The 10,961-nt window shown below is 58.2% G+C and carries 11 protein-coding genes; 3 read left to right on the top strand and 8 right to left on the bottom strand.

The window, feature by feature from the left end:
* Positions 1-99: 99 nt before the first annotated feature.
* From HMPREF9538_RS00275 to phoP, 3 genes are all read right to left on the bottom strand, one after another.
* Entirely contained in the window at positions 100-1,221 is a 1,122-nt protein-coding gene (locus tag HMPREF9538_RS00275; protein WP_009486519.1) for a cupin domain-containing protein, read from the bottom strand.
* A gap of 85 nt (positions 1,222-1,306) precedes the next feature.
* Entirely contained in the window at positions 1,307-2,773 is a 1,467-nt protein-coding gene (gene phoQ, locus HMPREF9538_RS00280) for a two-component system sensor histidine kinase PhoQ (protein WP_004147969.1), read from the bottom strand.
* On the bottom strand, positions 2,773-3,444 hold the full coding sequence (phoP, locus tag HMPREF9538_RS00285) for a two-component system response regulator PhoP (protein ID WP_004150807.1): 672 nt from the start codon (positions 3,442-3,444) through the stop codon (positions 2,773-2,775). The genes phoQ and phoP overlap by 1 nt, the downstream gene beginning before the upstream one ends.
* A gap of 283 nt (positions 3,445-3,727) precedes the next feature.
* On the opposite strand from phoP, the gene HMPREF9538_RS0128660 reads away from it, so the two are divergent.
* Both HMPREF9538_RS0128660 and HMPREF9538_RS00290 read left to right on the top strand, forming a co-directional pair.
* Entirely contained in the window at positions 3,728-4,534 is an 807-nt protein-coding gene (locus HMPREF9538_RS0128660; protein ID WP_004179353.1) for an AraC family transcriptional regulator, read from the top strand.
* A gap of 83 nt (positions 4,535-4,617) precedes the next feature.
* Positions 4,618-4,980, top strand: coding sequence for a cupin domain-containing protein (locus HMPREF9538_RS00290; RefSeq protein ID WP_019705568.1), 363 nt, complete (start codon positions 4,618-4,620; stop codon positions 4,978-4,980).
* A gap of 54 nt (positions 4,981-5,034) precedes the next feature.
* Here HMPREF9538_RS00290 and purB read toward each other — a convergent pair whose 3' ends face one another.
* The 5 genes from purB to rluE are packed head-to-tail and all read right to left on the bottom strand — an operon-like array spanning position 5,035 to position 9,393.
* Positions 5,035-6,405, bottom strand: coding sequence for an adenylosuccinate lyase (gene purB, locus HMPREF9538_RS00295; RefSeq protein WP_004176557.1), 1,371 nt, complete (start codon positions 6,403-6,405; stop codon positions 5,035-5,037).
* A 3-nt stretch (positions 6,406-6,408) separates the two neighbouring features.
* Positions 6,409-7,050, bottom strand: a complete 642-nt coding sequence (gene hflD / locus HMPREF9538_RS00300; protein WP_004140557.1) for a high frequency lysogenization protein HflD — start codon at positions 7,048-7,050, stop codon at positions 6,409-6,411.
* A 54-nt stretch (positions 7,051-7,104) separates the two neighbouring features.
* Entirely contained in the window at positions 7,105-8,211 is a 1,107-nt protein-coding gene (gene mnmA / locus HMPREF9538_RS00305) for a tRNA 2-thiouridine(34) synthase MnmA (RefSeq protein ID WP_020316879.1), read from the bottom strand.
* A 56-nt stretch (positions 8,212-8,267) separates the two neighbouring features.
* Positions 8,268-8,726 (bottom strand): NUDIX hydrolase, encoded by a 459-nt coding sequence (locus HMPREF9538_RS00310; protein ID WP_004150802.1) that lies wholly within the window; start codon positions 8,724-8,726, stop codon positions 8,268-8,270.
* A 16-nt stretch (positions 8,727-8,742) separates the two neighbouring features.
* Positions 8,743-9,393, bottom strand: coding sequence for a 23S rRNA pseudouridine(2457) synthase RluE (gene rluE / locus HMPREF9538_RS00315; RefSeq protein ID WP_004150801.1), 651 nt, complete (start codon positions 9,391-9,393; stop codon positions 8,743-8,745).
* 240 nt (positions 9,394-9,633) lie between these two features.
* Here rluE and icd point away from each other — a divergent pair, with 240 nt between their 5' ends.
* Positions 9,634-10,884, top strand: coding sequence for an NADP-dependent isocitrate dehydrogenase (icd, locus tag HMPREF9538_RS00320; protein ID WP_004150800.1), 1,251 nt, complete (start codon positions 9,634-9,636; stop codon positions 10,882-10,884).
* The last annotated feature ends 77 nt before the right edge of the window (positions 10,885-10,961 follow it).

Genomic DNA, 10,961 nt, shown 5'->3' with positions numbered 1-10,961 from the left:
TGCCGGATGGCGGCTTCGCCTTATCCGGCCAACGGTTCAGCCGGTGAGCGCGGAACCCGTAGACCCGGCAAGCGCAGCGCCGCCGGGCAGGATGATGGCTCAGTCGCCAAAGAACCAATAGCCGCTGTTGACCAGCGCTGCCAGCATGGCGAGGAAAGAAGGATCTTCCAGCGCATCGCCAAAATGGTCGGCGCGCAGCGTCAGATGGGTGGCTAAGGCGTCCAGCGCCGGACGGTGCGGGGAGTTGATCTTCTCGCCGTTAACGAATACCTCGCCGTCAATGCGCAGCACCCGCAGGCCGCCCAGGCGTTCCAGGGTATCGCCCTGCTGCAGGGGATCGTAAATCTCATCTGGCTGATACGGCGGCTCCGGCGGCGCGACGTCGAGCTCATGACGCGACTGGGTGATAAACTCGCCGAACCACTGCTTAAAGTGCTCCGGTTGGTTAATCAGACCCAGCATCATCTCGCGCAGGCGGTCGAGTTCGGTCGGTAAAATATCCGCCGGATGGTCGCGGGACGGCACGTCCGGATCGGCGTAGCGCTGGCTGCCCAGTTCGCGCTGGAGGACATAGTCGGCAAAGCCGCTAAACAGCTCGCGGGCATTCGGCGCGCGATAGCCGACCGAATAGTTAAGCGAGTTTTCCAGCGAATAACCCTCATGCGGGAATCCCGGCGGAATATAGAGAATATCGCCAGGCTCCATCTCTTCATCGATGATCGCCTCGAAGGGGTCAACCTGCAGCAGGTCCGGATGCGGGCAGTGCTGTTTCATCGGCACCTTTTCCCCAACGCGCCAGCGCCGACGGCCGGTGCCCTGAATGATAAACACATCATACTGATCCAGATGCGGGCCGACGCCGCCTCCCGGCACCGAGAAGGAGATCATCAGGTCGTCGATACGCCAGTCCGGCAGGGCACGGAACGGATGCATCAGCGCTGCGGACGGTTCATGCCAGTGGTTAACCGCCTGCACCAGCAGGGACCAGTTGTTTTCGCTCAGGTGATCGTAGCTTTCGAAAGGACCGTGACTGACCTGCCATTTTCCATCCTGATGGCTGACAAGGCGGCTATCGACCTCGCTCTCCATGGCCAGTCCTGCCAGTTCGTCCGGGCTTAGGGGGTCGATAAAATTGGCGAAGCCGCGCTTCAATACCACCGGCCGTTTTTGCCAGTAGCGTTCGATAAAGTCGGGCCAGTTAAGCGTTAATTGATAATCCATATTGATATTCCACTGCAGGTGTCTGACAGGGATTATAACGGATGCGGCGCCCTGGCGATGCAGGCGCCGTGAAAAATCTCAACGATTAACTCTGTTTATCTTCCATCTGCTGGCGGCCAAACACCACCTCCATGCAGGCGCCGCCGAGCAGGCTTTCCCCGGCGATGATCTCTCCATCATATTGTTCGACAATTTCACGCGCAACGGAGAGCCCTACCCCCTGGCCGGGACGCAGGGTATCAGCCCGCTGGCCGCGGTCGAAAACGGCCCGGCGCTGGCTCTGCGGGATCCCCGGCCCATCGTCTTCCACCAGGATGTGCAGATGGCTGTCGGTGGTCTGGCGCACGGAAACTTCCACGAACTCCAGACAATACTTACAGGCGTTATCAAGAACGTTACCCATCACTTCCATAAAATCGTTCTGCTCGCCGACAAAAGTGATCTCCGGCGAGATGTCGAGCGAGATATTGACCCCTTTGCGCTGATAGACCTTGTTGAGAGCGGAAGTCAGGCTGTCAAGCAGGGGGGCGATCGGGTGTAATTCCCGGCTCAAGAGGGTGCCGCCGCTGCGCATGCTGGCGCGATGCAGGTAATAACCAATCTGCTGCGAGATGCGGCTTATCTGCTCCAGCATCACCGGCTCCGCCTCGTCGACGCTGATCTTCTCGCCGCGCAGCGAGCGCAGTGTACTCTGCATCACCGCCAGCGGCGTTTTCAGACTGTGAGTGAGATCGGTGAGGGTAGTGCGGTATTTGTCATAGCGTTCGCGCTCGCTGCGAACCAGGCGGTTGAGGTTGCTGACCAGCCGGGTCAGCTCGCGAGTGGTGTTGGGATTGAGCTTTTCGCGGTGATGTTCCTCCAGTTCGCGCACCTCTTTGGCCAGCGACTCAATGGGCCGCAGGCTCCACCAGGCGGCGACCCACAGCAGGGGGATCACCAGCAGCAGGTTGGCGGCCAGCACATAGACAAACCAGCTCCACACCATATAGCTGCGCTTGAGCTCCACCGGAATGGTGTCGACCACCACAATGCTGAGCTGAGGCATTTTGCTGGTGGCCGGGTAGAGGTTGATCGCCACCGAGTGGGTCATCTCAGAGTCGTCGCCCTGTTCGCGGATAGCGTCCAGCTGTTCCTGAATCTCATGGTTATTGCGCAATAGCATACTGCTGCTGTCGACATCGGCTTCAATCTCATGGAAGCCATTGCGTTTCAGCCATTCCGGTTGAATGCGTTTCGCCAGCCAGGGAACATCACGCTGCGCCCACAGCAGTTTGCCCTGCTCATCGTAGATAAGGGTCACCGTCGGGCTTTCCATATTCAGGTTTTCCGGGATGTCGACGTCAATAGCGCCGTTTTCCCATCTCGCCAGCATATAAAAGAGATTGCTCTCGCCGCGCAGCAGGCGAAAGGTGGTTTTATCGAAGCTAACGCTATAGCCCACCAGGGCCACCATGCCGTAGGCCAGGGAGAGCACCAGCACCACCCCGGCGGTCGCCAGCAGGAAGCGAACCCGTAATGACAGCGGGAAGATATGCCGCAACAGTCCCTTCATCAGCGCAATTCGAACAGATAGCCCTGGCCGCGCACCGTGGTGATGACGTCCTGTGGGTATTCAGCCTGAATTTTCTTGCGCAGCCGACCCATCAGCACATCGATGGTGTGGCTTTCTCGCAGTTCGGCATCCGGGTAAAGCTGGAGCATCAGCGAATCTTTGCTGACCACTTTGCCGCGGTTACGGATCAGGGTTTCCATAATGGTGTATTCAAAGGCGGTCAGCTTGATCGGCTGGTCATTCACCGACAGCTCGCGCCGGGAGAGGTCGACCTGGAACGGCGGCAGGGAGATCACCTGCGAGGCCAGACCGCTGTTACGGCGCAGCAGCGCCTGCATGCGGGCGGCAACCTCTTCAATATGGAAAGGCTTGGTGACGTAATCATCCGCCCCGGCGCTCAGCACTTCCACTTTATCCTGCCATCCTTCGCGGGCGGTCAGCACCAGCACCGGCAGCGACACGTCGTGGCTGCGCCAGCGGCGGATCAGTGATAAACCGTCTTCATCCGGCAGGCCGAGATCGACGATGGCGATATCCGGGAGATGTTCGCCCAGATAGTAGTCCGCTTCCCTGGCATCTTCCGCCGCATCGACCTGATGGCCCAGCTCCTGCAGCTGAACTTTGAGGTGGTGACGCAGCAGGGCATTATCCTCAACCACGAGTACGCGCATGGCTGTTCTCCCTAGCATTTTCGATAGTAGTCTGACGCTCATTATATACGCAAAATATAAACGGCTGTTAAATAAAGCTTTTTATAAAAAGGGCCCCTGGTGCCCCCGGGCTGGCCAGCATTCGGCGGCGCCCTTTGCGCATACTGCATGGAACTCCTTCATTCTATGCGTAATTTCAGTAAACGCCCAGCGGCAGGATGCGAACGGCGAGCGGGTTGGTGATGTTAATTTTTTGTGTAATAGTGCTGGAATCACCCCTCAAGAACGTCGCAGGTTATCCATTATGTCTCAGCAGCAGAGCGCGGACTGGGTCAGGCTGGCGCAATCGCCCAGCCGGACGGAACGCATCGAAGCCTTCTTCGGCGGCCACGGCTATGAGCCGCACCGGCATGATACCTACGCCATCGGCCAGACGATCGCCGGCGTGCAGAGCTTTCACTATCGCGGCGGACTCCAGCACAGCCTGCCCGGCGGAACGATGGTGCTTCATCCGGACGAAATACACGATGGCGAGGCGGGCACCGAGGCGGGGTTTCACTACCGCATGGTCTATATCGAACCGGCGCTGATCCAGAAGATACTCGGCGGTAGGCCACTGCCGTTTATCCCCGACGGCTTGTCGGCGGATCCACGGCTACGTCGCGCCGCGCAGCCGCTGTTGAAAGCGGTCACGGATACCTTTGAGCCGCTGGAGGAAGAGGACGCCCTGTACGACCTGGCGCAGACCCTGGCCGTTGTCGGCGGCCAACGTTCCCGTCGCCAGGCGTTTGATTATCAGGCGGCGGAGAGGGCCCGGGAGTATATCCATGCCTGTTTTATGCAGGATATGACCCTCGACACCCTGTCGCAGGTCAGCGGCCGGGACCGCTGGAGCCTGAGCCGGGATTTCAGAACGCTGTACGGCACCAGCCCGTGGCGCTACGTCATGATGCGCCGGCTCGATTTTTGCCGCCAGCGGATGCGCGCCGGGGAGCGTCTGGTGGATATTGCCGCCGACGCGGGGTTTGCCGACCAGAGCCACATGACGCGCCAGTTTATCAGCCGCTTTGGTCTCTCTCCGGGCCGCTGGCTGCGGGCGATCCGCGGCTAGCGCGGTTCAGGTTGCACAATCGTTCAAGCGTGACCGCGGCGAGGCGAACTATGCTGACTGCCTTTATCATAAGGAGACAGCCCATGTATCAACTCGTTAATCTTGCTCAGAAATTTTCCCTGTTCAGCGAACAATGGCAGCCCAAAGTGGTGGCTGAGATGAACGACTATCAGTTCAAGATCGTGCGCATCGTCGGCGATTTTATCTGGCACAGCCACCCGGAAACCGATGAGACATTGATGGTGGTGGAGGGGGTATTGCGCGTGGACTTCCGCGACGGGCATGTGCTGGTGAAGGCCGGGGAGATGATCGTCGTGCCGCGCGGGGTGGAACATAAGACCTCGGCGGAGACGGAAGCGAAGCTGATGCTGATTGAGCCGCGCGGGGTGTTGAATACCGGCCACGAAGGCGGCGAGCGGACGGCGGTGAACGACGTTTGGATCTGATCGCTTTCCGGCGATAAAACGCCCCTCTTTCCGGCGGAAAGAGGGGCAGGGCGATTACTTCAGCTCGTCAACCATGGTGGTTGCCCGACCGATATAGTTGGCCGGGGTCATCGCTTTGAGACGCACTTTTTCCTCTTCCGGCAGGGCGAGGCTGTCAATAAACTGCTTCATCCCTTCCGCGTCCACGCGTTTGCCGCGGGTCAGCTCTTTCAGCTTCTCGTACGGTTTTTCGATACCGTAACGACGCATCACGGTCTGGATCGGCTCAGCCAGTACTTCCCAGTTGTGATCCAGTTCGTCCAGCAGGCGATCCTGGTTCAGCTCCAGCTTGCTGATCCCTTTGAGGGTGGACTGATAGGCGATCAGCGCATAGCCGATGCCCACGCCGAGGTTACGCAGAACGGTGGAGTCGGTCAGGTCGCGCTGCCAGCGGGAAACCGGCAGTTTGCTGGCCAGGTGCTGCATGACCGCATTGGCCAGGCCGAGATTGCCTTCGGAGTTTTCGAAGTCAATTGGGTTCACCTTGTGCGGCATGGTGGAGGAGCCGATTTCCCCGGCGATGGTCTTCTGTTTGAAGTGGTTGAGCGCGATATAGCCCCACACGTCGCGATCGAAGTCGATCAGAATGGTGTTGAAGCGCGCGATGCAGTCAAACAGCTCAGCGATATAGTCATGCGGCTCGATCTGCGTGGTGTACGGGTTCCACTGAATACCCAGCGAGGTAACGAACTCTTCGCTGAACTGATGCCAGTCGACTTCCGGGTAGGCGGCGATGTGGGCGTTGTAGTTACCCACCGCGCCGTTGATTTTACCGAGGATTTCCACCTGGTTCAGCTGACGATACTGCCGCTCCATACGGTAGGCGACGTTCGCCATCTCTTTACCCATGGTGGACGGCGTTGCCGGCTGGCCGTGGGTACGGGAGAGCAGCGGCACATCGCGGTACTGGGTCGCCAGATCTTTTACCGCGTCAATCAGTTTGCGCCAGTAAGGCAGAACCACTTCGTCGCGGGCGGTTTTCAGCATCAGCGCGTGGGAGAGGTTATTGATGTCTTCAGACGTACAGGCGAAGTGAATAAACTCTGATACCGCGTGCAGCTCGGCGACGTCAGCGACTTTCTCTTTCAGGAAATACTCTACCGCTTTCACGTCGTGGTTAGTGGTGCGCTCGATGGTTTTGATGCGCTCCGCGTCTTCAACGCTGAAATCGGCGACGATTTTATCAAGGAAACCGTTTGCGTCGGCAGCAAAAGCAGGAACTTCCTTGATCGCTGCGTGGGCGGCCAGTTTTTGCAGCCAACGTACTTCCACCTGAACGCGGAATTTCAGCAAACCGAATTCGCTGAAGATACCGCGCAGCGCGCTGACTTTATCGCCGTAGCGGCCGTCTACAGGGGAAACGGCGGTCAGTGAGGATAATTCCATAGATCACAACTCCGGGGTTAAATGAGCAAGAATTTGCTTTGCCTGGTTAACCAGACGATTACGGGAAAACATAAGCTGCAGACGTCCGCCGCCCACCTGATGCCAGAGCACCGCGGCGCGAATACCCGCCAGCAGCGCTGAGCGAACTTTCGCCTGCACCTGCGGGCTTTGCAGCACGGCAGGGGAGCCGGTCACCTGAATACGCGGCCCCAGCGGGCTTATCACATCGACATAGATGCCCGCCATGGCGCTGAGCAGCGTTTCGGACTGCAGGTCAAAGTGTTCCAGCTGACGGTGCAGGCCGGCGATGCGGTTGCCGAGCGTGTCCATCGCCCCTTTACTGGCGGCGAGCTTGCGCTCCAGCACCATCAGGCTCAGGGTATAGCGGGTGAGTTCCGCATTGAGGCCCTGACGGCTGCTGGTATTGAGCACCCCGAGCAGCGTTTCAAGACCGAGGCGAAGATTGGCTTCACTGCCACCGAACACCGCCAGCGTCGACTCAGGATCGAGGTCGATGATGCTGTTCAGCGACACATGCAGGGCATCGCTGTCGCAATGTCCCTGATGCGCCAGTTGCTGAACCAGTCGCGCCGCCTGGCAAACGCCAGCCAGCGCCAGGGTGATGTCATAGTAATTCTTCGCCACACATACTCCTTGTCAGCCGCCAGGGCGGTTCGTCCCGGCGGAAATAACGCGCGTTCAGGACTGCAGAGGCAGTCGTTGTTCAATAATTCCGCCGCCGAGGCACACTTCCCCTAAATAGAACACTGCGGACTGGCCCGGGGTCACCGCCGCGACCGGCTCATCGAAGCGGACTTCGATACGGTCTTCATCCAGCGCGGTAACGGTGCAGGGGATATCGGTCTGGCGATAGCGGGTTTTCACCGTGCAGCGCAGGGTGCCTTGTAGCGGTTCACGGTTTACCCAGTGCAGCTGTTGGGCAATCAGACCGACGGACATCAGGCGCGGGTGGTCATGGCCCTGGGCGACGATAAGAATATTATTCTCAACGTCTTTATCGACCACGTACCATGGATCTTCGCTACCCTCTTTGGTGCCGCCGATACCCAGCCCTTTACGCTGGCCCAGGGTGTGGTACATCAGCCCCTGATGGGTACCGATCTCCTCGCCGTCGACGGTGAGGATTTTGCCCGGCTGCGCCGGCAGATAGCGGCCAAGGAAATCGCGGAATTTACGCTCGCCGATAAAGCAGATGCCGGTGGAATCTTTTTTCTTCGCGGTGATCAGATCCAGCTCTTCGGCGATTTTACGCACCTGCGGTTTTTCCAGCTCACCCACCGGGAACAGGCTCTGGGCAATCTGCTCGTGGCTAAGGGTGTAGAGGAAGTAGCTCTGATCTTTGTTGCCGTCGAGGCCGCGCAGCAGCTGGCTTTTGCCGTTGACATCGGCGCGGCGCACATAGTGGCCGGTGGCGATGTAGTCGGCGCCGAGGTCTTCGGCGGCAAACTCGAGGAAGGCTTTAAACTTGATCTCTTTATTGCACAGAATATCCGGGTTCGGCGTGCGGCCAGCTTTGTACTCTTCCAGGAAGAGCTCAAAGACGTTATCCCAATATTCGGCGGCAAAGTTAACGGTGTGCAGTTCAATGCCCAGCTTATCGCAGACCGCTTGCGCATCGGCAAGGTCGGCGGCGGCGGTGCAGTATTCCTCGCCGTCGTCTTCCTCCCAGTTCTTCATGAACAGGCCTTCCACCTTATACCCTTGCTGCAGCAGCAGGTACGCGGAGACCGAGGAGTCGACGCCGCCGGACATGCCGACGATCACTTTTTTCTGGCTTTCTGACATGGAAATACTCGCTACATTGAACTTCGAGGCGGCGTATTCTAGCACGCGCTCACCGTTCATTCACCCCCTGTGAACGGCCAGTTAAATGCGCCAATCAGCGACAGCGGCTGCCGCGGGTCCTGCAGGTAGCAGCGAATGCTTTCGGCAACCAGCGGCGAGCGCAGGTTCGGCGCGTTAAGAATTTCCTCAGCACTGAGCCACAGGCAGCGATCGATATCGCTGTCGTGCGGTTCAGTGGCGCACAGATCGCTAAGTTCGATGGCGAACAGGAAGCGCAGAAACGGCGTGTTATCGGGAGCCAGCCATTGATGCATGCGGATGAAGTGCTGCGGCGTGGCGCGAATGCCGGTCTCTTCCCACAGTTCACGTTCGGCGGCCTGCAGCAGCGTTTCATTGGCCTCGAGATGGCCGGCCGGCTGGTTCCACAGCGCTTTGCCGTTAATGGTTTCTTCGACGATGAGAAATTTATCCTGGGCGTGAACCACGCAGGCAACGGTGACATGAGGTTTAAACATCGCTTTTCCTTTTCAGTTATTCGGCTTTGCGCCAGTCGCCGTTGGCCAGTCCGTCGAGGGTATAGCCGCCCATGGCGTAGCGGATCAGCCGCAGGGTGGGGAAGCCGACGTGGGCGGTCATCCGGCGCACCTGGCGGTTGCGTCCCTCGTAGAGCGTGATTTTCAACCAGCGGGTGGGAATCGATTTGCGCTCACGAATCGGCGGGTTGCGCGGCCACAGCCAGACGGGTTCCTCGACAAGTTCTACGCCGGCAGGCAGGGTGGGGCCGTCGTTAAGGGTGACGCCGTCGCGCAAGGCGGTCAGCGCCTCGGGCGTGGGTTCGCCTTCCACCTGAACATAGTAGATCTTGCCGGTGCGCTTACCCGGCTGGGTCAGCTTCGCCTGCAGCGCGCCGTCGTTGGTCAGCACCAGCAGGCCTTCGCTGTCGCGATCGAGCCGACCTGCGGCGTAAACGCCCGCCACCGGAATAAAATCTTTCAGCGTGCTGCGCCCGGCTTCATCGGTAAATTGCGGCAACACATCATAGGGTTTATTGAACAAGATCACAGTTTTTGGCTGGCGTTCTTTACGTTGTCTGGTGACTTGTTGTGTGCTGAATCGCTCAACGCGATGTTTTCTAAATGAAGTTTTCTGCATGGTATTTTCAGGCTTTATCAATTGCCGCATTATAGCCTAATTACGAATGCCTTTCATGGACGCAAACATTCAGGTAGTATTGACATGCTCATTACAAATTATTAACAAAAAATTGCTCAAACCGATTCGCACTACAGGCAGGAAGGCGACACGGACGCGATAGCTCCGGTTAGCGGGAAGACCCGGTACGCCGAAGCTGGCCGACTCAGCCAACACCAGGCTCGCGTGAAGAGGGAAGAGCAGAACCAGAAGCGCTCGAAGGAGAGGTTAATGGAAAGCAAAGTAGTAGTTCCGGCGGAAGGTCAAAAAATCACCCTGCAAAACGGCAAACTGAACGTCCCTCACAATCCGATTATCCCGTTCATTGAAGGTGACGGTATCGGCGTTGACGTTACCCCAGCGATGCTGAAAGTGGTTGATGCCGCCGTTGAGAAAGCCTATAAGGGCGAGCGTAAAATTTCCTGGATGGAAGTTTACACCGGTGAGAAATCAACCCACGTCTATGGCCAGGACGTCTGGCTGCCAGCTGAAACTCTCGATCTGATTCGTGACTACCGCGTTGCTATCAAAGGTCCTCTGACCACCCCAGTCGGCGGCGGCATCCGTTCTCTGAACGTGGCGCTGCGCCAGGAGCTGGACCTCTACGTCTGCCTGCGTCCGGTACGTTACTACCAGGGCACCCCGAGCCCGGTTAAGCACCCGGAACTGACCGACATGGTTATCTTCCGTGAAAACTCAGAAGATATCTATGCCGGTATCGAGTGGAAAGCCGACTCTGCGGAAGCAGACAAAGTGATCAAATTCCTGCGCGATGAGATGGGTGTGAAGAAAATTCGCTTCCCGGAACATTGCGGCATCGGCATCAAGCCGTGCTCTGAAGAAGGCACCAAACGCCTGGTGCGCGCCGCGATTGAATACGCGATCACCAACGATCGTGACTCCGTCACTCTGGTGCACAAAGGCAACATCATGAAGTTCACCGAAGGCGCGTTCAAAGACTGGGGCTACCAGCTGGCTCGCGAAGAGTTCGGCGGCGAGCTGATCGACGGCGGTCCTTGGGTGAAAATCAAGAACCCGAACACCGGCAAAGAGATCGTGGTGAAAGACGTGATCGCCGATGCGTTCCTGCAGCAGATCCTGCTGCGTCCGGCGGAATACGACGTTATCGCCTGTATGAACCTGAACGGCGACTATATCTCTGACGCCCTGGCGGCGCAGGTTGGCGGTATCGGTATCGCCCCGGGCGCCAACATCGGCGACGAGTGCGCGCTGTTCGAAGCGACTCACGGTACTGCGCCGAAGTATGCCGGCCAGGACAAAGTGAACCCGGGCTCCATCATCCTGTCCGCAGAGATGATGCTGCGCCACATGCAGTGGTTCGAAGCCGCAGACCTGATTGTCAAAGGCATGGAAGGCGCTATCGCCGCCAAGACCGTAACCTATGACTTCGAACGTCTGATGGAAGGCGCTAAGCTGCTGAAATGCTCAGAGTTTGGCGACGCGATTATCGCGAATATGTAATCCCGTTGGTGGATTAAGTAAAAGCCGGGGGGGGGGGGGGGGCCGCGTTTTTTTTTTTTTTTTTGCTTTTTTTTTTT

The organism is Klebsiella sp. MS 92-3, from assembly GCF_000195655.1.
Lineage (GTDB): Bacteria > Pseudomonadota > Gammaproteobacteria > Enterobacterales > Enterobacteriaceae > Klebsiella > Klebsiella pneumoniae.
The sequence above is the reverse complement of the archived record's forward strand: the minus strand, read 5'-3'. Positions and strand labels throughout refer to the sequence as shown.

What these genes read in the sequence shown, in the direction of transcription:
- mnmA (WP_020316879.1), bottom strand. Translation starts at nt 8,211, where the DNA reads ATGTCAGAAAGCCAGAAAAAAGTGATCGTCGGCATGTCCGGCGGCGTC.
- HMPREF9538_RS00310 (WP_004150802.1), bottom strand. Translation starts at nt 8,726, where the DNA reads ATGTTTAAACCTCATGTCACCGTTGCCTGCGTGGTTCACGCCCAGGAT.
- phoQ (WP_004147969.1), bottom strand. Translation starts at nt 2,773, where the DNA reads ATGAAGGGACTGTTGCGGCATATCTTCCCGCTGTCATTACGGGTTCGC.
- HMPREF9538_RS00275 (WP_009486519.1), bottom strand. Translation starts at nt 1,221, where the DNA reads ATGGATTATCAATTAACGCTTAACTGGCCCGACTTTATCGAACGCTAC.
- HMPREF9538_RS00290 (WP_019705568.1), top strand. Translation starts at nt 4,618, where the DNA reads ATGTATCAACTCGTTAATCTTGCTCAGAAATTTTCCCTGTTCAGCGAA.
- HMPREF9538_RS0128660 (WP_004179353.1), top strand. Translation starts at nt 3,728, where the DNA reads ATGTCTCAGCAGCAGAGCGCGGACTGGGTCAGGCTGGCGCAATCGCCC.
- phoP (WP_004150807.1), bottom strand. Translation starts at nt 3,444, where the DNA reads ATGCGCGTACTCGTGGTTGAGGATAATGCCCTGCTGCGTCACCACCTC.
- rluE (WP_004150801.1), bottom strand. Translation starts at nt 9,393, where the DNA reads ATGCGGCAATTGATAAAGCCTGAAAATACCATGCAGAAAACTTCATTT.
- purB (WP_004176557.1), bottom strand. Translation starts at nt 6,405, where the DNA reads ATGGAATTATCCTCACTGACCGCCGTTTCCCCTGTAGACGGCCGCTAC.
- icd (WP_004150800.1), top strand. Translation starts at nt 9,634, where the DNA reads ATGGAAAGCAAAGTAGTAGTTCCGGCGGAAGGTCAAAAAATCACCCTG.